This window comes from Streptomyces sp. NPDC058240, assembly GCF_042882135.1.
Classification (GTDB): domain Bacteria; phylum Actinomycetota; class Actinomycetes; order Streptomycetales; family Streptomycetaceae; genus Streptomyces.
Window position 1 is genome coordinate 79945 of the sequence record NZ_JBHVWT010000004.1, and the last position, 22498, is coordinate 102442.

Sequence of the window (22498 nt, forward strand, 5' to 3'; positions counted from 1 at the left end):
GGTTACTTGTTCTCCTCGGTACGGGACGGGGCGGCAGGGGCGGCGGATTCGTAACCGCCCAGCAGCAGGTACAGGACGGCCATGCGGATCGAGACGCCGTTGGCGACCTGCTCGACGACCGTGCACCGGTCGGAGTCGGCGACCTCGGCGGTGATCTCCATGCCCCGCACCATCGGGCCGGGGTGCATGACGATGGCGTGTCCGGGCATCTTCGCCATCCGGTCGGCGTCCAGGCCGTAGCGGCGGGAGTACTCGCGCTCGGTCGGGAAGTACGCGGCGTTCATCCGTTCACGCTGCACACGCAGCATCATCACCGCGTCGGACTTCGGCAGCACCTCGTCGAGGCTGTAGCTGACGTCGCAGGGCCACTGCTCGACGCCGACCGGGACGAGGGTCGGCGGGGCCACGAGGGTGACGTGGGCGCCGAGCGTGTTCAGCAGGTGGACGTTGGAGCGGGCCACCCGGCTGTGCAGGATGTCGCCGACGATGGTGATCCGGCGGCCTTCGAGGTCCCGGCCGAGACCGCTGTCGGCGCCGACCAGGCGGCGGCGCATCGTGAAGGCGTCCAGGAGCGCCTGGGTGGGGTGCTCGTGGGTGCCGTCACCGGCGTTGACGACGGCGCCGTCGATCCAGCCGGAGGTGGCGAGGCGGTACGGGGCGCCGGAAGCGCCGTGCCGGATGACGACGGCGTCGGCGCCCATCGCCTCCAGGGTCAGCGCGGTGTCCTTGAGCGACTCGCCCTTGGAGACGGACGAGCCCTTCGCGGAGAAGTTGATGACATCGGCGGACAGGCGCTTGGCGGCGGCCTCGAAGGAGATGCGGGTGCGCGTCGAGTCCTCGAAGAAGAGGTTGACGACGGTACGTCCGCGCAGGGTGGGGAGCTTCTTGATCGGCCGTTCCGCGACCCTGGCCATCTCCTCGGCGGTGTCGAGGATCAGGACGGCGTCGTCGCGGGTGAGATCGGCGGCCGAGATGAGGTGGCGCTTCATCTGGGTGTTCTCCGGGTGGCTGGAGGGTTCAGGCATGCGGGCGTGCGGAAGCGGCCGTACGGGCTCGCGTCGGGGCCGTACGGGGGTGGTACGGCTACTGCTCGCCCGCCGGGGCGGCCCGCTCGACACCGAGCAGCACGGCGTCCCAGCCGTCCTCCTCGGCGAGCTGGACCTTGACCGTCTCCCGCAGCGACGTGGGGAGGTTCTTGCCGACGTAGTCGGCACGGATCGGGAGTTCGCGGTGACCGCGGTCGACGAGGACCGCGAGCTGCACCGCACGGGGCCGGCCGATGTCGCCCAGGGCGTCGAGCGCGGCACGGATGGTGCGTCCCGAGAAAAGGACGTCGTCGACGAGGACGACCAGGCGGCCCTCGATGCCCTCGCCGGGGATCTCGGTGCGGGCCAGGGCGCGCGCCGGGCGCAGCCGCAGGTCGTCGCGGTACATGGTGATGTCGAGGGAGCCGACCGGCATCTTCCCGCCGGTGATCTCTTCGAGTTTTTCGGCGAGCCGACGGGCGAGGAACACGCCTCGCGTCGGAATGCCGAGGAGCACCACGTCGTCGGCGCCCTTGGCGCGTTCGACGATCTCGTGGGCGATCCGGGTCAGTACCCGGGCGATGTCGGGAGCCTCCAGAACGGGGCGTGCCGCATTGCCGGGGGCTTCGTGCTGTGCGTCCATAAGAAACGGACCTCCTTCTCCGCCTCACGGGACGGACCTTAAAGGACGTCGAAATTGCGTCATCCACGTTACCAGGGCTTGCGTCGGCCCCTGATCGCACCCCCGGGTGGTGCCGGTCCGGACCATTCGGCTTGACGCATCCAAGTAACGCTGCGTAACCTCACAGTGAGTTACCAGCAACGCGGCGGAGCCGCGAAATGTCCCAGCGTCCGGGGAGCCTTATGTCCAGCGAATACGCAAAACAGCTCGGGGCCAAACTCCGTGCCATCCGCACCCAGCAGGGCCTCTCCCTCCATGGCGTGGAGGAGAAGTCCCAGGGCCGCTGGAAGGCCGTTGTCGTCGGTTCGTACGAGCGCGGCGACCGTGCCGTGACCGTGCAGCGCCTCGCTGAGCTCGCGGACTTCTACGGGGTCCCGGTGCAGGAGCTGCTGCCCGGTACGACGCCCGGAGGGGCCGCCGAGCCGCCGCCGAAGCTGGTCCTGGACCTGGAGCGTCTCGCCCACGTCCCGCCGGAGAAGGCCGGTCCGCTGCAGCGCTACGCGGCGACGATCCAGAGCCAGCGCGGTGACTACAACGGCAAGGTGCTCTCGATCCGCCAGGACGACCTGCGCACACTGGCCGTGATCTACGACCAGTCGCCGTCCGTGCTCACGGAGCAGCTGATCAGCTGGGGTGTGCTGGACGCGGACGCGCGTCGCGCCGTGGCCCACGAAGAGGGCTGACGCCCCACTGAAGAAACGTACCGCCGTGTTCGGCGCGGTTCACTCCTTCGGGTGCCCGCGCCGGCACGGCTTTTTCGTGCGCGACGGTCCGCGGCACGCCGAAGGGCCCACGGTCAACCGACCGTGGGCCCTTCGTTGGCTGAACGCCGCCGGAGGCTACTGCTCCCGGCGGAGGTTCGGCTTGAGGTCCTTGAAGCGGGCCAGCAGCCCGTTCACGAAGGACGGGGAGTCGTCGGTGGAGAACTCCTTGGCGAGCTGGACCGCCTCGTCGATCACCACCGCGTCCGGGGTGCCGTCCACCCAGATCAGCTCGTACGCACCGAGCCGCAGGATGTTCCGGTCGACGACCGGCATGCGGTCGATCTCCCAGTCCACCGCGTAGGTCACGATGAGGTCGTCGATCCGGTCCGCGTACTGCGCGTACCCCTCGACGAGCTCCATCGTGTACTCGGTGACCGGCGGCTGACGGTTGTCGGCCCGCGAGTGCCGCACCCAGTCCGCGAGGACCGTCTGCACGGACTCGCCGCGCTGGTCGGCCTCGAAGAGGATCTGGAAGGCGCGCTTGCGGGCCTTGTTCCGGGCAGCCACGGTTAGCTGTTCACCCGGCCGAGGTAGTCGCCCGTGCGGGTGTCGACCTTGATCTTCTCACCCGTGGTGATGAAGAGCGGGACGCCGATCTCGTAGTCGGTCTCCAGCGTGGCGGGCTTGGTGCCACCGGTGGAGCGGTCGCCCTGGACGCCCGGGTCGGTGTGCTTGACGGTCAGCTCGACGGCGGCGGGCAGCTCGACGTAGAGCACCTCGCCCTCGTGCTGGGCGACGGAGGCGGTGAAGCCCTCGATCAGGAAGTTGGCAGCGTTGCCGACGGCCTTGCGGTCGACCATGAGCTGGTCGTAGGTGTCCATGTCCATGAAGACGAAGTACTCGCCGTCCATGTACGAGAACTGCATGTCGCGACGGTCGATGGTGGCCGTTTCGACCTTCACGCCGGCGTTGAACGTCTTGTCGACGACCTTGCCGGAGAGCACGTTCTTGAGCTTGGTGCGCACGAAGGCCGGGCCCTTGCCGGGCTTGACGTGCTGGAACTCGACGACGGACCAGAGCTGGCCTCCGTCGAGCTTGAGCACCAGGCCGTTCTTGAGGTCGTTCGTGGAAGCCACGGTTGCGGAATCTCCTGGACTGAAGCTGGTGGAACGACCGAGGATGCGCGCTAGAGCGCGAGCAGCTCCTTGGTCGTAATGGTGAGTAGCTCGGGTCCGCCGTCCGCCTCGGGGCGCACGACGAGCGTGTCATCGATCCGGACCCCGCCCCGGCCCGGGAGGTGGACCCCCGGTTCGACGGTGACCGGCACACAAGCGTCCAGTTTACCCATGGCCGCAGGTGCCAACTGCGGGTCCTCGTCGATTTCCAGTCCCACCCCGTGCCCGGTCCAGGGTGCCAGGCCCCCGCCATGCCCCGCGGAGTCCAGGAGATACCGGGCCGCGCGGTCCACGTCGCGGTAGGCGGCGCCCGGCACCAGGGCCTCGCGCCCGGCCCGCTGAGCGGCGAAAACCAGGTCGTAGAGCTCGATCTGCCAGTCGGCGGGTGTCGTCCCGATGACGAACGTCCGGCCGATCTCGCAGCGGTAGCCGCGATAGTTCGCGCCCAGGCAGACGGAGAGAAAATCTCCCTCCTCGACCCTGCGGTCCGAGGGGCGGTGGCGGCCCTGGCCGGAGTTCGGGCCGGTGGCGACGGAGGTGGCGAAGGCGGGGCCGTCGGCGCCGTGGTCCACCAGACGGCGCTCCAGTTCCAGGGCGAGATGCCGTTCGGTGCGGCCCACCAGAATGGATTCGAGGAGTTCGCCCAGGGCCTGGTCGGTGATCTCGGCGGCGATCCGGAGACAGGCGATCTCCTCCTCGTCCTTGACCACCCGCAGCTGTTCGACGGTGGCGCCGAGATCGGCCAGCCGGAGCCGCGGGGCCACCGAGCCCATGGCCCGGTGCCGGGAGACCGTCAGATGGTGCTCCTCGACGGCGAGGGACTCCGCGCCCGAGGAGGTGGCCAGATCGGCGGCCGCGACCACCGGATCGCCGTCGGAGGCCGGCAGCAGGGACACCCGCAGCTGATCGTCGGTGCGCCCGTCGGCGGGATCGCCGCTCGGGGCACGGGGGGAGAGCAGGACGTCCCCACCGGGTCCGAGCAGCAGCACGGCCCCCGGCGGCGCCCCGCCCGCGAGATAGCGGACATTGGCGGGGCGGGAGACCAGGGCTGCCGCGGATCCGACGGCGGCGCACCGGTCGCGGAGCAGCCCGCGGCGGACGGCGTACACCTCTGACATGTCACGAGCCTACGAGCGGTGGCGCGGGCCTGCTCGGTCAGCGCATCCGACCGGGGGGTGGCCGCCGGTCCCGTCGCCGGGCCGGAGCACCGCCCGGTGGTGGTTCACCAGGCCGGAGGGCTGGCTATGGAGCGGGCGAGTATGTCGTCCAGGACGCGGGCGGTGGTCTCCACGTCGTACGTCGAGTTGTCGATGATCGGCAGTCCGGAGCCGTACCAGCCGGCCATCCTGCCGTGGATCCGGGCGACCTCCTCGTCCGAGAGGCGGCGGTTCCCGCTGCGGGCGGCGTTGCGCTCCAGCACGATCTCCAGGCCGGGCAGCAGGACGACGGGCAGGAGCCCGGGGCCGACATGGCGCTTCCAGCCGCCGAGGCCGACGACCGGCCGGTCGGGGAAGACGGCGTCGTCGAGGATGCAGGAGATGCCGTTGGCGAGGAAATTGCGGGCGGCGAAGCCGCAGGTGCGGCGGGCGAGGCGGTACTGGGCCTCGGAGTGGTCGTTCCACCCGGCCTGCGGGTCGGCGAAACCGGAGCAGACCCATTCGCGGACGTCGTCGAGGCTGACATGGGCGGTGGGCACCCGGCGGCGGCTGGCCCAGAGCTTGGCCACGGTGGTCTTGCCGGCGCCCGCGGGGCCGATCAGGAGGACGGCGAGGGTCGTGCTGCCGGTCCCGGGCTCGGCGGGTGGCGCGGGCAGCGGGACGGGGCCGCCGGGCGGCAGCTGGACGTGTCCCGTGGTCTCCCTGGCAGGAGGCCCCGGAGCATGGTGCGGGGCCGGCCCGCTCCACCCGCCCGGCGTGGGAGGGGTGATGGGCGGCGGCCCCGGCGGACCGGGGTGGCCGGGGTGCTGGGCCTGGTGCGTCCAGCCGACAGGTCCGTTTCCGGGGCCCTGGGGCGGCGGCAGCGGGGCCCCCACTGCGTGCTGCATCCGGTGCCACTCCGTCTCGTACAGGCAACTGGCGCTGGTGGAACGGCAACCGTACCGTCCCCGGCCGCCGCAGAGACAACGGTCGGGGACACGCCACGGTGCCCGGCCGACTGGGGAATCCGGTCCGTCAGTCGGTGAGCTCGTCCGCGAGGGCGCGCAGGGCGAGGCGGTAGGAGCCGATGCCGAATCCGGCCACGGTCCCCGTGGCGACCGGTGCGACCACGGAGTTGTGGCGGAATTCCTCCCGCGCGTACGGGTTCGAGATGTGCACCTCGATCAGCGGGGCGGTGCGCTGGGCGGCCGCGTCCCGCATCCCGTACGAGTAGTGGGTGAAGGCGCCCGGGTTGAGAACGACCGGAATTGAACCGTCCGCGGCCTCGTGGAGCCAGCGGATCAGTTCGCCCTCGTCGTTGGTCTCGCGGACATCGACGTCGAAGCCGAGCTCCTTGCCGAGCGCCCGGCAGGTCTCGACGAGCCCGGCGTAGGAGGTGGCGCCGTACACGTCCGGCTCGCGGGAGCCGAGCCGGCCGAGGTTCGGGCCGTTGAGGACGAACACCCGGCGGGTCACGCCGACACCTCCCCGTAGGCGGCGAGCAGCACGGCCGGGTCGGGGCCCTCCAGGACGGTGGGCTTGCCGAGGCCGTCGAGAACGATGAAGCGCAGCAGGTCGCCGCGGGACTTCTTGTCGACCTTCATGTTCTCCAGCAGCTTGGGCCACTGGTCGCCGCGGTAGGTGAGCGGCAGTCCGACGGACTCCAGGACGGCGCGGTGCCGGTCGGCGGTGGCGTCGTCGAGGCGTCCGGCCAGCCGGCCCAGCTCGGCGGCGAAGACCATGCCCACCGAGACGGCCGCGCCGTGCCGCCACTTGTAGCGCTCGTTCTTCTCGATGGCGTGGGCCAGGGTGTGGCCGTAGTTGAGGATCTCGCGCAGCCCGGATTCCTTCAGGTCGCTGGAGACGACCTCGGCCTTGACCCTGATGGCGCGTTCGATCAGCTCGGCGGTGTGCGGTCCGGTGGGCGTACGGGCGCCTTCCGGGTCCGCCTCGACGAGGTCGAGGATCGCCGGGTCGGCGATGAAACCGGCCTTGATGACCTCGGCCATGCCGCTGACGTAGTCGTGCACGGGCAGCGAGTCCAGTGCGGCGAGGTCGCAGAGGACCCCGGCCGGCGGGTGGAAGGCGCCGACGAGGTTCTTGCCCTCGGCGGTGTTGATGCCGGTCTTGCCGCCGACGGCCGCGTCGACCATGCCCAGCACGGTCGTCGGTACGGCGATCCAGCGCACCCCGCGCAGCCAGCTCGCGGCGACGAATCCGGCCACGTCGGTGGTGGCTCCGCCGCCGACGCCGACGATCACATCGGTACGGGTGAAGCCGGTCTGGCCGAGCGCCTTCCAGCAGTACGCCGCGACCTCGACGGTCTTGGCCTCCTCGGCGTTCGGCAGCTGGATCGCGATGGCCTCGTAGCCCTGACCGGCGAGGTCCTGACGGACCGCCTCACCGGTCTCCGCGAGTGCCTCGGGGTGCAGCACCGCGACGCGCTTGGCACGGTCGCCGATGAGCGCGGGCAGCTCGCCCAGCAGCTGACGGCCGACCAGCACCTCGTACGGGTCGGTGCCCGCGCTGCCTGCGATCGGGATGCGGGTGGGGCCCTGCTCGGTCATGGTGTGTTCTCCCGGCCGGGGGCGACGGGGCCGTCCTCCGGCAGTTCCAGTGCGTCGAGGATCGCCTGGGCGACCTCTTCGGGGGTGCGCTCGTCGGTGGCGACGGTCGCCCGGGCCACCTCGGTGTACAGGTGGCGGCGGGCGTCCATCAGCTCGCGCCACTGCCGGCGCGGGTTGACGGCGAGCAGCGGACGGGCGGTGTTCAGCCCGACCCGCTTCACGGCCTCCTCGACGTCCATCGAGAGATAGACGACGCGGTGGCCGGCGAGCAGGGCGCGGGTCGTGTCGTCGAGCACGGCGCCGCCGCCGAGGGAGAGGACGCCCGTGTGCTCGGCGACGGCGGTGTGCACCGCCTGCCGCTCCAGCTCGCGGAAGTGCTCCTCGCCCTCGTCGTAGAAGATCTCCGGGATCGGCTTGCCGGCCGTGGCCACGACGTCCGCGTCGGTGTCCCGGTAGGTGGTGCCGAGCCGGTCGGCGAGCAGCTCACCGACCGTGGACTTTCCGACGCCCATCGGGCCGACGAGGACGATCAGCGGGCCGCTCATCGGATCTGGAGGTGGTCGAGGTACGACTGCACATTGCGGTGGGTCTCGGCGACGCTGTCGCCGCCGAACTTCTCCGCGACGGCGTCGGCCAGGACCAGGGCGACCATCGCCTCGGCCACGATGCCGGCGGCCGGAACGGCACAGACATCGGAGCGCTGGTGGTGGGCCTTGGCGGGTTCGCCCGTGACGACGTCGACGGTGGCGAGCGCGCGCGGCACGGTCGCGATGGGCTTCATCGCGGCACGGACCCGCAGCAGCTCCCCGGTGGTCAGACCGCCCTCGGTGCCGCCGGAGCGGCCGGAGGCGCGCTTGATGCCGTCCTCGGTGACCAGGATCTCGTCGTGCGCCTTGGAGCCGGGGACCCGGGCCAGATCGAAGCCGTCGCCGACCTCGACCCCCTTGATGGCCTGGATGCCCATCAGGGCGGCGGCGAGCCGGGCGTCGAGCCGACGGTCCCAGTGGACGTGCGAGCCGAGGCCGACCGGCACCCCGTACGCCAGCACCTCGACGACGCCGCCGAGGGTGTCGCCGTCCTTGTGGGCCTGGTCGATCTCGGCGACCATCTCCTTGCTCGCGTCGGCGTCCAGGCAGCGCACCGGGTCGGCGTCGAGCTTCTCGACATCGGCGGGCGTGGGGTAGACGCCGTAGGGCGCCTTGGCCGCGGCCAGCTCGACGACATGGCTGACGATCTCGATGCCGGCGGTCTCCTTGAGGTACGACCGCGCGACGGCGCCGAGCGCGACGCGGGCCGCCGTCTCCCGGGCGCTGGCGCGCTCCAGGATCGGCCGGGCCTCGTCGAAGCCGTACTTCTGCATGCCCGCGAGGTCGGCGTGGCCGGGCCGCGGGCGGGTCAGCGGGGCGTTGCGGGCCAGCGCGGCCAGCTCGTCGGGGTCGACCGGGTCGGCCGACATGACCTGCTCCCACTTGGGCCACTCGGTGTTGCCCACCATCACGGCGACCGGGGAGCCCATGGTGAGACCGTGGCGCACCCCGCCGAGGAAGGTGACCTCGTCCTTCTCGAACTTCATCCGCGCACCGCGGCCATAACCGAGCCGCCGCCGGGCGAGTGCGTCCGCCACCATCTCCGTGGTGATCGGGACGCCGGCGGGAAGACCCTCCAGCGTCGCCACGAGTGCGGGGCCGTGCGACTCCCCCGCGGTCAGCCAGCGCAACCTGCTCAACGGTGCTCCTCATGCTCGCGCCTGGAACTGCAACGGCGCGACCGGGTGCGCGGCCCTGGCCCGCCGCCTTTGATCCTCCCACGACCGGGAGCCCGAACCGGTCGCCGGTCCAGCAGACGGACGGATCGCACCGGCGGGCGCGAGGGTCTCAGCGGGCGCCTAGCGCCGCTTCCCCGGCCCGCCGCATGGCCGCGAGCGGCGCGGGCGCACGGCCCGTCATCTGCTCGACCTGGAGGACGGCCTGGTGCACCAGAAGGTCGAGACCTCCGACGACTGCGCCACTTCGGGCCGTCCAGGCGGCGGCAAGCCGGGTGGGCCAGGGCTCGTACAGCACATCGAAGAGGGTGCCGGGTCGCTCCGGTACAGCAGTGGCCAGGGCGTCCGTGGCACCGGCCGGGGTGGTGGCGACGACCAGCGGGGCGCTCAGCGCCTGCTCGGCCTCCGCCCAGTCGGCGATCCGGACGTCGACGCCGAGGCGTTCGCCCCAGCCGCGCATCTCCTGGCCCCGTTCCCGGCTGCGGACGTACGCCGTGACCGGTCCGGTGCAGATCTCGGACAGCGCGGCGAGCGCCGATGACGCGGTCGCCCCGGCACCGAGGACGGCGGCAGACTCGGCCTTCTCCACCCCGCGTTCACGCAGCGCGGCGATCATCCCGGGGATGTCGGTGTTGTCACCGGTCCGCCGGCCGTCCTCGGTGAGGACGACCGTGTTGACGGCCTCCACCGACGACGCGGTCTCACTGATGGAGTCCAGCAGCGGAATGATCGCCCGCTTGAGCGGCATGGTCAGCGAGAGCCCGGCCCAGGTGGAGTCGAGCCCCTCGACGAAGCCGGGCAGCGCGGCCTCGTCGACCTCGAACCGGTCGTACGTCCAGTGGGTGAGGCCGAGTTCGGCGTACGCGGCCCGGTGCAGGACCGGGGAGAGCGAGTGTGCGATGGGCGAACCGAGGACGGCTGCCCGGTGGCGCCCGTCATTGGAGGCCATGCTGTTCCTTGAACTTGTCGTTGAGCTTCTCGTGCTCCGCGGCCGTCTTGGTGAACTGGGTCTTCTTGCCGTCGAGCGAGATGAAGAACATCCACCCGTCGCTGGTGGGATTGAGCGTCGCACGCAGGGCTTCGTCGCCAGGATTGCTGATGGGACCGGGCGGCAGACCGGCGTGGTAGTAGGTGTTGTACGGGTCCGGGTTGGTCCGGATCTCGTTCGACCCGATCTTGATCTTGCTCTGATTCTTGAGGTAATTGAACGCGGAGTCGAATTCGAGCTTGCGGTTCGTGGCGATGTTGTCGGGCTTCAAGCGGTTGTAGGCGACTTCGGCCATCTTGCGGAAGTCGTCGTGCGTGAGGCCTTCTGCCTGGACCAGGCTGGCGACGGTGAGCACCTGCCACGGGCCGTCCAGCTTGTACTTCTTGGCCGTTCCCTCGAGGTCGAGCTTGTCGTATTCCTCGTTGGCACGGGAGACCATCTTCTTCAGAAGGGTCTCCGGCTTGGTTTCCTTGGTGACCGGATAGGCGGCCGGGTAGAGGAACCCCTCCAGCGGGTCCTTGACGTCCTTGCCGTTGACCGCCCAGCCGGGCAGACCGAGCTCGGACCTCTCGGACGTGGCGACTGCCTTGGTCGTTCCCTTTTTGAGGCCCAGTTTCTTGTCGACCATCCCGTAGATGGCGACATTGCGGAAACCCTCGGGAATCACCAGAAGATTCTGGCTCTTCGGGTCGACCATCATCTTCAACGCCTCGGCCGCGGACATCTTCTCGTGGAGGAGATAGACCCCGGCCTGGATCGATTTACCCTTGGGGTTCTCGCTCTGCGCGGAGACGAACGCGTCGACGCTCTTGACGACACCCTGCTTCTTCAGGATGTTGCCGATGTCGGAGCCGAAGGCACCCTTGGGGATCTCCACCTCGACCGACCCCGAGCCGCTGCCCGCGTAGTCGGGCGCCGCGCCGAATTTGTCCTGCCAGTACGAGTATCCGAGGTAGCCCACTCCGCCGAGGCCGCCGACCAGGACCACCGAGACGACCAGGCAGGCGCGGCCGCTGCGGCTCTTCTTCTTGCCCTTGCCGCGGCGCTCGTTGCCGCCACGGCTGCCGCGGCGTGACTCACGCGGATCGTCGTCGTGCTCGTCGTCGTTGTCGTCACGATCGTCGGCGCCCGTGAAGAAGGGGTGCGTCTCCTCCGGCTGGACCTCCGGGTCCCAGTCCGGACTCTCCGTCGGGGCCTGCTGGGGAGCGGCCTCACGACGGCCCGGGGGCTGCGGCGGCGGGTAGGCCTCCGGCGTGCCGTAGTGGTCGTGCGTCTCGCCGTAGCCGCCCTGCCCGCCGCCGTACGGGTCGGCGGCCGACTGGGGGTCGTACGGCATCGCGGCCGACTGCTGCCCGGTGTCCCAGCCGCCGTTGTCGTACTGCGGCTGCTGGGGTTGCTGGGGCTGCTGCGCGTACGGGTCCTGCGGGACCGCGTAGCCGGGCTGCTGCTGATACTGCTGCTGGGCGTACGGGTCGTGCGCCTGCGGCGGCTGCTGCTGCTGCTGCTGCTGCTGCTGAGCGTACGGATCGTAGGGCTGCTGCTGGCCGCCGTACTGGCTCTGGCCGTGGGCAGACTGCTGTCCTCCCCATCCCTGGTCCCCGTACAAGGGGTCCTCGGGATGCCACGGTTCGGAGCCGGGGCCCCGGCCATACTCAGTCATCGATCCCCTAGAGCCGCGAGACGACATTCCGTCTCTTTGCTGTGCGATGTTTGTTCGAAACACCGCCGCATCGCGCGGAACGTTACCGTATCGCGATCAGACAACCACTTCGACGCCTTCGCCGGGGGCCTTGCCCGACGCCCGTTCGGACTCCAGAGCGTTCTGAAGGATCACCACAGCGGCAGCTTGATCGATGACGGATCGGCCTTTCTTGGACTTCACGCCCGAAGCGCGCAGCCCTTGACTGGCCGTCACTGTGGTCATCCTCTCGTCCACCAACCGCACCGGGATGGGTGCGACCGAGCAGGCGACCTCCTGCGCGAAGAGCCGGATCTTGGCGGCGGCGGGTCCCTCACCGCCGCCGAGGGACCGCGGCAGGCCGATGATGATCTCGATCGGCTCGTACTCCTCGACGATCTGTCCGAGCCGCCGGTGGGCCGCCGGGACATCACGTCCCGGAACGGTCTCCACCGGCGTGGCGAGGATCCCGTCGGGGTCGCACGAGGCGACCCCGATCCGGGCGTCCCCGACATCGATCGCGAGACGGCGACCGCGGCGCATCTGCGTCATTCCCGCCGTCACGCCGTCTCGGTGACGAGGTGTTCGACGGCGGCCACCGCGGCGCCGATGGCCTCGGGGTTCTGTCCGCCGCCCTGGGCGACGTCCGGCTTGCCGCCGCCACCGCCACCGAGGGTCTTGGCCGCGGCCCGGACCAGGTCGCCGGCCTTGAGACCGCGCTCGCGGGCGGACTCGTTGGTGGCGATGACGGTCAGCGGGCGGCCGTTGGCGGTGGTGAACAGGGCCACGACGGCCGGCCGGCCGCCCTGGATACGGCCGCGGACGTCGAGGACGAGCCTGCGCAGATCGTCGGCCGACGTGCCGTCGGGGACCTGGCCGGTGACCAGGGCGACGCCGCGTACGTCCTTGGCGGACTCGACCAGTCCGGCGGCGGCCTGGAGGACCTTCTCCGCGCGGAACTTCTCGATCTCCTTCTCGGCGTCCTTCAGCTTGCCGAGCATTCCGGCGATCTTCTCCGGGAGCTCCTCGGGACGCCCCTTGACCAGCTCCTGGAGCTGGGCGACGACCGTGTGCTCCTTGGCGAGGAAGTTGTACGCGTCGACGCCGACGAGGGCCTCGATACGCCGCACACCGGAACCGATGGACGACTCGCCGAGCAGCTTCACCAGACCCAGCTGGGCGGTGTTGTGGACGTGCGTACCGCCGCAGAGCTCCTTGGAGAAGTCGCCGATGGTGACGACCCGGACCCGCTCGCCGTACTTCTCGCCGAACTCGGCGATGGCGCCCTGCTTCTTGGCCTCGTCGATCGACATGACCTCGGCCTGGACGTCGAGTTCGCGCGAGAGCACGTCGTTGATCTTCTGCTCGACGTCGGTCATGACCGAGCCGGGGACGGCGTTCGGCGAGCCGAAGTCGAAGCGGAAGCGGCCGGGCTGGTTCTCGGAACCGGCCTGGGCGGCCGTCGGGCCGAGCGCGTCGCGCAGGGCCTGGTGCGTGAGGTGCGTGGCGGAGTGGGCGCGGGCGATGGCGCGGCGGCGCTTGACGTCGATCGAGGCGAGGACCGGAGCGCCGACGGTGACCTCGCCGACCTGGACGACGCCCTTGTGGACGTGGACGCCGGGGACCGGCTTCTGGACGTCGCGGACCTCGATGACGGCGCCGGTGTCGAGCCTGATCCGGCCCTGGTCGGCGATCTGGCCGCCGCCCTCGGCGTAGAACGGGGTGCGGTCGAGGACGACCTCGACCTCGTCGCCCTCGGAGGCGGCCGGGGAGGACACTCCGTCGACGAGGAGGCCGACGATGGTGGACTCCCCCTCGGTGGCGGTGTAGCCGGTGAAGTCGGTGGCGCCGGCGTTGTCGGCGACCTCGCGGTAGGCGGACAGGTCGGCGTGACCGGTCTTCTTGGCGCGGGCGTCGGCCTTGGCGCGCTCCCGCTGCTCCTTCATCAGGCGGCGGAAGCCGTCCTCGTCCACCGAGAGGCCCTGCTCGGCGGCCATCTCCAGGGTGAGGTCGATCGGGAAGCCCCAGGTGTCGTGGAGCAGGAACGCCTTGTCGCCGGCGAGGACCTTGCCGCCGGCGGCCTTGGTCTCGGTGACGGCGGTGTCGAGGATGTTGGTGCCGCCCTTGAGCGCCTTGAGGAAGGCGGCCTCCTCGGCGAGGGCCACGGTCTCGATGCGCTTGCGGTCGGTGATCAGCTCCGGGTACTGCTGCCCCATCGTCTCGATCACGACGTCGACCAGGTCCTTGACGACCGGTCCGGTGGCACCCAGCAGCCGCATGTTGCGGATGGCCCGGCGCATGATCCGGCGCAGTACGTAGCCGCGGCCCTCGTTGCCCGGCGTGACGCCGTCGCCGATGAGCATCACGGAGGTACGGATGTGGTCGGCGACCACGCGGAGCGAGACGTCCGAACCGTGGTCGGCGCCGTACCGGACGCCGGTCAGCTCGGTGGCCCTGTCCATGACGACGCGCAGGGTGTCCGTCTCGTACATGTTCTGTACGCCCTGCAGGATCATGGCGAGGCGTTCCAGGCCCAGACCCGTGTCGATGTTCTTCGACGGCAGGTCGCCGAGGATCGGGAAGTCCTCCTTGCCGTCACCGGCGCCGCGCTCGTACTGCATGAAGACAAGGTTCCAGATCTCCACGTACCGCTCGTCGTTGACGGCCGGGCCGCCCTCGACGCCGAACTCGGGGCCGCGGTCGTAGTTGATCTCGGAGCAGGGGCCGCAGGGGCCGGGGACGCCCATGGACCAGAAGTTGTCCTTCTTGCCCAGGCGCTGGATACGCTCGGCCGGTACGCCGATCTTGTCGCGCCAGATCTGTTCGGCCTCGTCGTCGTCGAGGTAGACCGTGATCCACAGCCGCTCGGGGTCGAGGCCGAAGCCGCCGTCCGCCACGGAGCTCGTCAGAGCCTCCCAGGCGTAGGAGATGGCGCCTTCCTTGAAGTAGTCGCCGAAGGAGAAGTTGCCGCACATCTGGAAGAACGTGCCGTGCCGGGTGGTCTTGCCGACCTCTTCGATGTCCGGCGTACGGACACACTTCTGCACGCTGGTGACGCGCGGGGCAGGCGGCTTGACCTCGCCGAGGAAGTACGGCTTGAAGGGGACCATGCCCGCGGGGACCAGCAGCAGAGTCGGGTCGTCCGCGATGAGCGACGCCGAAGGGACGACGGTGTGACCGCGCTCCTCGAAGAAGCTCAGCCAGCGGCGACGAATTTCAGCCGACTCCATCAGTGGTCCTCATTCCGGTTGTACGACTTGTAGGGGAGCTTGCGGTACTTGGCGGTCTCAAGAGACCTGTCGGGCCCGACGGGCTCGGACGCCTCGACGACGAAGTGCGGCCGGACCGGCAGTTCCCGGTCGACCGGTGCCGCCAGGCCCAGCGCCTCGCCCAGTTCGGCTTCGCGCCGGGCCATGGACTCACGGACGTCCAGCGCGAAGTCCTTGAGCTTGTGCCCCGTCTCGATCGCCTTGTCCGCGGCCTGCGCCGCAAGGCTCTCGGGGGTGAGCTGCTTGAGCTTCCGGTTGACCTTGGCGGTGGCCCAGACACCGGCGGCGGCGCCGGCGGTGAACCAGAACGTACGGCGGAACATGGCTGCGTCAGTCCTTCGATCCGCGGGGGTTTCTGCCGTTGCGCTTCCTGCCGCGCGCCGACGGCACGGTGCGGCCGACGAGCACCGAACGGCGGGCGGGTTCCGGTTCGGGATCGGTCTTGCGGCCGATGGCCCGCCGCACCCCATAGCCGAACGCGGCGACCTTGACGAGCGGGCCACCGAAGGTCGAGGCGACGGTGGTGGAGAGCGCGGAGGCGTTCGAGGTGACTTCCTGGACGTCCGTCGCGATCGCGTCGACCTTGTCGAGCTGGGTCTGCGCGGAGCGCACGGTGGCGGAGGCGTCGGCGAGCAGCGGGACCGCCTGCTCGGTCACGTCCGCCACGAGCTTGGTGGTCGCCCTGAGCGTCTGGGCCAGCCTCACCAGCACGACGGCGAGGAACGAAACCAGGATCGCCCAGAAGACGGCCACCAGGATCCCGGCCACCTCTCCACCGGACACAGTGCACCGCTCTCTAGCTTGTCGCTGTCTCTGTACTGTCTCTGTCTGTCTCTGCTCGGTCCGGCGACGGCCGTCGCAACAGCCGATCGTCGCCCCCCGAGCCTATCGCGCCGGTGGTCGCACCCCGTACCGCATTACCGGCGGGAACGACGGGCGTTCCCATAAGGAGATTGTACGGAGAGCTTTCGTGCCAGTACTCTGCGTGTTTCATGCGACGCCCCCAGCGCCCCTTTCCGTCCCCCCACGTTCCGAGCGCCCCCACCGCCCTCGGAAATCTCCCGGCGGAACTGAACAGATTCGTGGGACGGGAGAACGAACTCGTCCGTCTCGCCCAACTCCTGGACGAGTCCAGGCTCGTCACCATGGTCGGAGTGGGTGGCGTGGGCAAGACCCGCTGTGCCACCCGGATCGCCGCGCTTCTGGAGAAACGGTACTGCGACGGCGTCCGGATGGCCGAGCTCTCCGACATCCACGACCCCGAGCTGCTGGAACACGCCCTGGTCGACGCCCTGGGGCTCACCGATCACACCAGCAGACCGCCGCGCACGACCCTCATCGAGCATCTGGCCGGGCGCCGGCTCCTGCTGGTGGTCGACGGCTTCGAACACCTCGTCGACGCCTGCGCCGAACTGGTGCGGGAACTTCTGCGCCGGGCCCCGGGGCTGCGAGTGCTGGCCGTCGGGCGGCTGCCGCTGGAACTGGACGGCGAGCTCACCTACCCGCTCGCGCCGATGACGGACGAGGACGCGATGCTGCTCTTCGCGGAGCGGGCCGCCGCCGTACGGCCGGATTTCCGGCTGACCGACGACAACCGCTCGACCGCTCTGGAGCTGTGCCGCCGCCTGGACGGAATCCCGCTCGCACTGGAACTGGCCGCCGGGCGGCTGCGCGCCCTGTCCACCGTCCAGGTACTGCAGCGTCTGGACGACCGCTTCCGGCTGCTGACCGGTTCGAGCCGCAGCGCGCTGGCGCGCCACCAGACGCTCCGTACGGCCATCGGCTGGAGCCATGAACTCTGCGCTCCGGAGCAGCGGCTGCTCTGGGCGCGGCTCTCGGTGTTCGCCGGGCAGTTCGACCTGGAGGCCGTCGAATACATCTGCAGCGGCGCCGATCTGCCGGCCGAGTCGGTGCTCGATGTGCTCTCCGGGCTGCTGGCGCAGTCCGTGGTGGTGCGCGAGGACTCGGCACAGGGCACCCGCTACCGGATGCTGGACACGGTGCGGGAGTACGGCGCCGAGTGGCTGGCGGCCACCGATGACACGGACCGGCTGCGGCGCCGCCACCGGGACTGGTTCCTGGGGCTCGCGACCTGGTGCGAGCTCGACTGGTTCAGCCCCCGGCAGGGCGAGGTGGCCGCCCGGGCCGAGAGCGAGCTGCCGAATCTGCGGCGGGCGATGGAGTGTTCGCTGGAGATTCCGGACGAGGCCCATCTCGCGCAGTACCTGGCGGGCACCCTGTGGTTCCTCTGGGTGGGCTGCGGACGGCTCTCGGAAGGCCGGCACTGGCTGGGCCACGTGCTGGAGGAGGACACCCCGTACGACTCCTCGCGGCTGAAGGCACTGTGGGTGCTCGGGTACGTGGCCGTGCTCCAGGGCGACCCGGTCGGCGCAGTCTCCGCGCTGCAGGAGTGCCGGGACGAAGCGGTCCGGGCGGACGACTCCACGGCGCTCGCGTACGCGGTGCACCGGATGGGATGTCTGGCGCTCGTCACCGACGACATGGCCAGGGCGCAGGAGCTGCTGGACGACGCGCTGCGCCGCTACCGGGAGCTCGGCGAGCTGAACAGCAATGTCCTGATGGCCCAGGTCGAGCTCGCGATGGCGGTCGGATTCCACGGGGATCTGGACGGGGCGGCCGCGATCTGCGAAGAGGTCAGGGAGATCTGCGAGGACCACGGGGAGCGGTGGGCCCTGTCGTACGCGCTGTACGTGCTGGCGTTCGCGGCATCACAGCGCGGCCGGCCGGACCGGGCCCGGGAACTGCTCGGGCAGTCGCTGGCGATCAGCCACACCTTCCACGATCTGCTCGGCTCGGTGCTCGCCCTGGAGCTGCTGGCGCTGGTCACGGCCGTCGAGGGCGATGCGGCGGAGGCGGCGGTGCTCCAGGGGGCCGCCGACCGGATCTGGCCGTCGGTGGGACTGCCGCTGTTCGGATCGGCGCACTACGGCCAGCCCCGGGTCCGCTGCGAGGAGCTGGCCCGCCGGGAGCTGGGCGACGTCCGCTACGAATCGGGGCTGCGCGCGGGCGGAGAGCTGGATCCGGACGCGGCGGTGGCCAGGGCTCTGGCGAGCGGCCCCGCGGACCGCCCGGAGACTCCGGCGCGGCTGCCCGGAACGCTGCCGGGCCCCGGGAAAACGCGGAGGCCCGCCGCCTCCCGTACATCCGGGAGGGGCGGGCCCGAGCGCTGGTGAGAGCGGCTACGCCTGGATCAGCGGGCGTAGTACTCGACGACGAGCTGCTCGTCGCAGATCACAGGGATTTCCTTGCGGTTCGGGTCCCGGTCAAGGCGGAAGGCCAGGGCCTTCAGGTTCACCTGCAGGTAGCGCGGGGTCTCACCGTCGGTGTCGTAACCACCCTGGCTGGCAACCTGGAAGGGGTGCTTGTCGCGGCTGCGCTCGCGGACCATCACGATGTTGTCGGGACGGACACGGAAGGACGGCTTGTCGACCTTGCGGCCGTCGACCTCGATGTGACCGTGCACGACCATCTGGCGGGCCTGGTAGATGGTCTTGGCGATGCCCGAACGCAGAACCAGCGCGTCGAGGCGGCGCTCGAGCTCGACGACGAGAGCCTCGCCTGTCTTGCCCTCGGCCTTCTTGGCACGGTCGTAGGCACGCGCCATCTGGCGCTCGCTGATGTCGTACTGCGCGCGCAGACGCTGCTTCTCCAGCAGACGGACCTTGTAGTCCGAGTTCTGCTTGCGGCCACGGCCGTGCTCGCCCGGCGGGTAGGGACGGGCCTCGAAGTACTTGACGGCCTTCGGCGTCAGCGCAATGCCGAGCGCGCGGCTCTTCTTGACCTTGGGACGCGACTGGTTAGGCACGTTCTCCAGACCTCCGTTGTAGGTTAGGTTAGGCTCACCTTACTTGAGGAGATCGCATGTCTCGCCCGGGGAACACCAGTCACATCACGGACAGCACTGACAGCGTCGACACCCCTCGGGGTGCCGATACGACGGAGGACCGATCAGATCGTGGTCAGCCGCGTCCCGGCGGGCTTGAAAACACTCGGATGCCGTCAGCAGCCGAGCGCACACGAACTCTCGTACAGAGTACCTGTTCGGCGGTGCTGCTCATCCCCGGGCTGGACGTGGCCGGCTCGGACCAGGTGATGCCGCTGACCAGAAGCGTGGGTCCCGACGGGGATCTGTTCCTCGAACTCCCCGCTGATTCCCCGGCCGTACGGGCCGCGACGCACGCCGAGGAGGACGAACTGACGGCTGTGCTGGAGATCACGGACGTCGCCCCGGTCTCCGTCCCGCACCGCATCCGCGGCCGGGCGTGGGTCTCGGGCCGGCTCACCACCGTACCCGGCATGTCGGGGCCCGGCCGGATGACGCTCCGGCTGGAGACGGGCGAGGCGTACGTCGACGATCTGTGGGGCGCGCAGGACGTGGAACCGGAGGAATTCCGGGACGCGGCACCCGATCCGCTGATCGGACACGAGGCGGAGCTGCTGCAGCATCTGCACGCGGCGCACGGCGAGCAGCTGGCGACGCTGTGCGGGCTGCTGGGCGAACGGGCGGCCGGTCGCTGCTCGGCCCACGTGCCCTCCGTCGTGCCGCTCGCGCTCGACCGGTACGGGCTGCGGCTGCGGCTCCGCGAGGACCGGGGGCAGTGCTACGACGCTCGCTTCGAGTTCCCCGCTCCGGTGCGGGACGTCGTCGAACTGAGCCAGGCCATGCACACGCTCTTCGAGGCGGCGGCGTACTGAACAGGGGCGCGGCCCGCTCGGCCCTCAGCCCGCGGACGGGCCGGTGTCGTCGGCGGCTGTGCGGCCGAGCCGCTCGCGGACCCGCTCCACCACATCGGCGTAGCGCGCCTCCGCGCCGTAGCGCGTGGGCCGGTAGTAGTGCTTGTCGCGGACCGCGTCCGGCGCGTACTGCTGGGCGGCGATCCCGCCGGGGACGTCGTGCGGATACACGTAGCCCTGGGCGTGGCCCAGCTTGGCGGCGCCCTTGTAATGACCGTCGCGCAGATGGGCCGGGACGGGGCCCGCGAGGCCGTTGCGCACGTCCTCCTGGGCGGCGGAGATCGCCAGCGTCGCCGCGTTGGACTTGGGGGCGAGGGCCAGGGCGATCGTGGCGTGGCTCAGGATGAGCGCCGCCTCCGGGAAACCGATCATGGCCACCGCCTGGGCGGCCGCCACGGCGGTGGGCAGTGCCGTGGGGTCGGCGAGGCCGATGTCCTCGCTGGCCGAGATCATCAGCCGCCGGCCGATGAACCGGGGGTCCTCCCCCGCCTCGATCATCCGGGCCAGGTAGTGCAACGCGGCATCCACGTCGGAGCCGCGGATCGACTTGATGAGCGCGCTCGTCACGTCGTAGTGCTGGTCGCCGTCCCGGTCGTACTTGACGGCCGCGCGGTCGACCGTCTCCTCCAGGGTCAGGAGGCTGATCTCCTTCTCCTGCTTGGACAGCGCGGCGCCGGCCGCGGCCTCCAGCGCCGTCAGCGCCCGGCGCGCGTCGCCGCCCGCGATCCGCAGCAGATGCGCCTCGGCCTCCTCCGGCAGCGTCACCGCGCCGCCGAGCCCGCGCTCGTCGGCCAGCGCGCGCCCGAGCAGCCCGCGCAGATCGTCGTCGGTGAGCGATTCCAGGGTGAGCAGCAGCGAGCGGGACAGCAAGGGCGAGATGATCGAGAAATACGGATTCTCGGTGGTCGCCGCGATCAGCGTCACCCAGCGGTTCTCCACAGCCGGGAGCAGGGAGTCCTGCTGCGCCTTGGAGAAGCGGTGGATCTCGTCGAGGAAGAGGACGGTCTCCTTGCCGTAGCCACCGGTGGCGCGGCGGGCTCCCTCGATGACGGCGCGGACCTCCTTGACGCCCGCGGTGATCGCGGAGAGCTCGACGAAGCGCTTGTTGGTGGCCTTGCTGACCACGTACGCCAGAGTCGTCTTCCCGATGCCGGGCGGACCCCACAGGATCACCGACGACGGGCCCGCCGGCCCGCCGTTCCCCTCGCCCACGAGGCGGCGCAGCGGCGAGCCCGGCTTGAGCAGATGCTGCTGGCCGACGACCTCGTCGAGGGTGCGGGGGCGCATCCGGACAGCCAGTGGGCTGCTGGACGGGTCCTTCTCCTGGCGGTCTTCGGCTGCTGCGGTAAAGAGGTCGGGCTCCACGTTTTGAAGCCTATGTCACGACACTGACATCCCCGCCGAGCCGGTCGCCCGGGAGGGACGAGCGGGCCGGTCAGCTGGTCCAGAAGTCCCACCAGCGGGTCAGGATCAGCATGCCGATGATGCCGACCCACAGGACCGGCGGCACCCAGTGGAACTCCGTCAGACCGTTGCGCAGCCAGTTCGGCGCGGGAATGATCCGGTGCTTGATGTTGTGCGTGGTGATGTAGCAGAACATGAAGATCGTGGCGACCCAGGCCAGGCAGCACCAGAGGCAGAGCGAGTTGATGTTGTAGAGCGACTGGTACTGGAGCCAGGTGCAGAAGCCGACGCCGAACAGCGCGCCGGCGTTCATCCCGAGCCAGTACCAGCTGCGGAAGCGGGCGCCCGCGAGCAGCGCCAGCCCGATGCCGATGATCACGGGGTAGGTCGCCATGCCGAGCATCGGGTTCGGGAAGCCGAAGGCGGCCGCCTGCTCGCTCTTCATGATGCTGCCGCACGCGACAACCGGGTTGAGGCTGCACCCCGGGGTGAAGTTGGGGTCCTCCAGCAGCTTGAACTTGTCGATCGTGATGACCCAGGCGGCGAGGAGTCCGGCAGCGCCGGTGATCACCAGCAGCAGTGCGAGCGCCCGACTGCCACCGATGGTCCTCTTCCCGCCGTCCTCGTCCTGTTCGGAGGAGGGATGGTCAACCGCTGCAGTCGTCATATCGCCGTTCCATCAGTGAGTGGCCTGCTGGGCACGGTCATTGTGCCGCACCACGGCGCCGGTCCTCTGTTCGATGGACATAAAGGTGTACTCAAAGGTCTGCGCACGACCGGCACGGAACTCAAGGGTCCGGGGGAAGCTCTCGGCATCGACCCGGCCCGCGCCGGCCGTCGTTGGCGTTCCCGGGTCGGCATCGTCTGGCAGGATGAATCCGCACCCGCCGAGTTGACGGTGCGCGAGACGGTGGCGCACTTCGCCCGCTACTACCCGAGGCCGCGCGACTGCGAGGACGTCATCGCTCTCGTGGGTCTGGAGCAGAAGGCCGGCGCCCGCATCAAGGAACTCTCCGGCGGCCAGCGGCGCCGTCTCGATGTGACGCTCGGCGTGATCGACTCCCCCGAACTCCTGCTGCTGGACGAGCCCACCACCGGTTTCGACCCGGGGGCCCGCCGCCGCTTCTGGGAGTTGATCCGGCTCCCGGCCCGGGAGGGCACGACGATCGTGCTCACGACGCACTATCTGGAGGAGGCCGAGGCGCTGGCCGGCCGGCTCGCCGTCATCTCCGCGGCTGCGCGCTGCTCGGCATCGCGATCAGCAATGTGCCTAGGCCCTGTCGTCAAACTGCCGTCGTCGCCCGGAGGGCGGCCGTGCGGCGTCTGGCGCCTTGCGAGCGTGCGCACCAGACG

At 70.3% G+C, this 22498-nt stretch carries 23 protein-coding genes; 4 read left to right on the forward strand and 19 right to left on the reverse strand.

Annotated features, from left to right (window positions below; translation table 11 throughout):
* Positions 1–2: 2 nt before the first annotated feature.
* Positions 3–989, reverse strand: coding sequence for an aspartate carbamoyltransferase catalytic subunit (locus tag ACFVX4_RS10405; RefSeq protein ID WP_389974832.1), 987 nt, complete (start codon positions 987–989; stop codon positions 3–5).
* A 94-nt stretch (positions 990–1083) separates the two neighbouring features.
* Positions 1084–1668: a bifunctional pyr operon transcriptional regulator/uracil phosphoribosyltransferase PyrR gene (gene pyrR / locus ACFVX4_RS10410; RefSeq protein WP_389974187.1), complete on the reverse strand. Its 585-nt coding sequence runs from the start codon at positions 1666–1668 to the stop codon at positions 1084–1086.
* A 221-nt stretch (positions 1669–1889) separates the two neighbouring features.
* Between pyrR and bldD the strand changes: the two genes are divergently transcribed.
* Positions 1890–2390 carry a transcriptional regulator BldD gene (gene bldD, locus ACFVX4_RS10415; RefSeq protein ID WP_014044812.1) on the forward strand — a complete coding sequence of 167 codons (501 nt, stop codon included), beginning with the start codon at positions 1890–1892 and terminating at the stop codon, positions 2388–2390.
* A gap of 156 nt (positions 2391–2546) precedes the next feature.
* Here bldD and nusB read toward each other — a convergent pair whose 3' ends face one another.
* From nusB to ACFVX4_RS10485, 14 genes are all read right to left on the reverse strand, one after another.
* Positions 2547–2978, reverse strand: coding sequence for a transcription antitermination factor NusB (gene nusB, locus ACFVX4_RS10420; protein WP_072484538.1), 432 nt, complete (start codon positions 2976–2978; stop codon positions 2547–2549).
* Positions 2979–2980: 2 nt separating this feature from the next.
* Entirely contained in the window at positions 2981–3547 is a 567-nt protein-coding gene (gene efp / locus ACFVX4_RS10425; RefSeq protein WP_266363161.1) for an elongation factor P, read from the reverse strand.
* Positions 3548–3597: 50 nt separating this feature from the next.
* Positions 3598–4704: an aminopeptidase P family protein gene (locus ACFVX4_RS10430; RefSeq protein WP_266421970.1), complete on the reverse strand. Its 1107-nt coding sequence runs from the start codon at positions 4702–4704 to the stop codon at positions 3598–3600.
* A gap of 104 nt (positions 4705–4808) precedes the next feature.
* Positions 4809–5630: a Pro-rich N-terminal domain-containing protein gene (locus ACFVX4_RS10435; RefSeq protein WP_389974191.1), complete on the reverse strand. Its 822-nt coding sequence runs from the start codon at positions 5628–5630 to the stop codon at positions 4809–4811.
* A gap of 127 nt (positions 5631–5757) precedes the next feature.
* Positions 5758–6198 carry a type II 3-dehydroquinate dehydratase gene (gene aroQ / locus ACFVX4_RS10440; RefSeq protein ID WP_329200464.1) on the reverse strand — a complete coding sequence of 147 codons (441 nt, stop codon included), beginning with the start codon at positions 6196–6198 and terminating at the stop codon, positions 5758–5760.
* Positions 6195–7289 carry a 3-dehydroquinate synthase gene (gene aroB, locus ACFVX4_RS10445; RefSeq protein WP_389974194.1) on the reverse strand — a complete coding sequence of 365 codons (1095 nt, stop codon included), beginning with the start codon at positions 7287–7289 and terminating at the stop codon, positions 6195–6197. The genes aroQ and aroB overlap by 4 nt, the downstream gene beginning before the upstream one ends.
* Complete coding sequence (locus tag ACFVX4_RS10450; RefSeq protein WP_389974197.1) at positions 7286–7834, reverse strand: shikimate kinase; 549 nt, start codon at positions 7832–7834, stop codon at positions 7286–7288. Before ACFVX4_RS10450 ends, aroB begins: the two co-directional genes overlap by 4 nt.
* Positions 7831–9015 (reverse strand): chorismate synthase, encoded by a 1185-nt coding sequence (gene aroC, locus ACFVX4_RS10455; RefSeq protein ID WP_389974200.1) that lies wholly within the window; start codon positions 9013–9015, stop codon positions 7831–7833. The genes ACFVX4_RS10450 and aroC overlap by 4 nt, the downstream gene beginning before the upstream one ends.
* Positions 9016–9163: 148 nt before the next feature.
* On the reverse strand, positions 9164–10000 hold the full coding sequence (locus tag ACFVX4_RS10460; RefSeq protein ID WP_389974202.1) for a shikimate dehydrogenase: 837 nt from the start codon (positions 9998–10000) through the stop codon (positions 9164–9166).
* Positions 9987–11699 carry an endolytic transglycosylase MltG gene (mltG, locus tag ACFVX4_RS10465; RefSeq protein WP_389974205.1) on the reverse strand — a complete coding sequence of 571 codons (1713 nt, stop codon included), beginning with the start codon at positions 11697–11699 and terminating at the stop codon, positions 9987–9989. The genes ACFVX4_RS10460 and mltG overlap by 14 nt, the downstream gene beginning before the upstream one ends.
* A gap of 96 nt (positions 11700–11795) precedes the next feature.
* Positions 11796–12269 carry a Holliday junction resolvase RuvX gene (gene ruvX, locus ACFVX4_RS10470; protein WP_389974208.1) on the reverse strand — a complete coding sequence of 158 codons (474 nt, stop codon included), beginning with the start codon at positions 12267–12269 and terminating at the stop codon, positions 11796–11798.
* 8 nt (positions 12270–12277) lie between these two features.
* Entirely contained in the window at positions 12278–14947 is a 2670-nt protein-coding gene (alaS, locus tag ACFVX4_RS10475) for an alanine--tRNA ligase (protein WP_389974211.1), read from the reverse strand.
* Positions 14947–15309 carry a DUF6167 family protein gene (locus tag ACFVX4_RS10480; protein ID WP_266421948.1) on the reverse strand — a complete coding sequence of 121 codons (363 nt, stop codon included), beginning with the start codon at positions 15307–15309 and terminating at the stop codon, positions 14947–14949. The genes alaS and ACFVX4_RS10480 overlap by 1 nt, the downstream gene beginning before the upstream one ends.
* A 7-nt stretch (positions 15310–15316) precedes the next feature.
* Positions 15317–15754 carry a DUF948 domain-containing protein gene (locus tag ACFVX4_RS10485; RefSeq protein ID WP_389974835.1) on the reverse strand — a complete coding sequence of 146 codons (438 nt, stop codon included), beginning with the start codon at positions 15752–15754 and terminating at the stop codon, positions 15317–15319.
* 224 nt (positions 15755–15978) lie between these two features.
* Between ACFVX4_RS10485 and ACFVX4_RS10490 the strand changes: the two genes are divergently transcribed.
* Complete coding sequence (locus tag ACFVX4_RS10490; protein WP_389974214.1) at positions 15979–18180, forward strand: ATP-binding protein; 2202 nt, start codon at positions 15979–15981, stop codon at positions 18178–18180.
* 17 nt (positions 18181–18197) lie between these two features.
* On the opposite strand, the gene rpsD is transcribed toward ACFVX4_RS10490, so the two are convergent.
* Positions 18198–18812: a 30S ribosomal protein S4 gene (gene rpsD, locus ACFVX4_RS10495; RefSeq protein WP_389974217.1), complete on the reverse strand. Its 615-nt coding sequence runs from the start codon at positions 18810–18812 to the stop codon at positions 18198–18200.
* Positions 18813–19000: 188 nt separating this feature from the next.
* Here rpsD and ACFVX4_RS10500 point away from each other — a divergent pair, with 188 nt between their 5' ends.
* A complete protein-coding gene (locus tag ACFVX4_RS10500; RefSeq protein WP_389974220.1) occupies positions 19001–19702 on the forward strand; it encodes a DUF2470 domain-containing protein in 702 nt (233 codons plus the stop codon).
* A gap of 24 nt (positions 19703–19726) precedes the next feature.
* On the opposite strand, the gene ACFVX4_RS10505 is transcribed toward ACFVX4_RS10500, so the two are convergent.
* Positions 19727–21106, reverse strand: a complete 1380-nt coding sequence (locus tag ACFVX4_RS10505) for a replication-associated recombination protein A (protein WP_389974223.1) — start codon at positions 21104–21106, stop codon at positions 19727–19729.
* Positions 21107–21176: 70 nt separating this feature from the next.
* Complete coding sequence (locus ACFVX4_RS10510) at positions 21177–21812, reverse strand: vitamin K epoxide reductase family protein (RefSeq protein WP_389974226.1); 636 nt, start codon at positions 21810–21812, stop codon at positions 21177–21179.
* A gap of 15 nt (positions 21813–21827) precedes the next feature.
* Here ACFVX4_RS10510 and ACFVX4_RS10515 point away from each other — a divergent pair.
* Positions 21828–22498: ATP-binding cassette domain-containing protein (locus ACFVX4_RS10515; protein ID WP_389974229.1), on the forward strand; the 671-nt coding region annotated here is incomplete at its 3' end.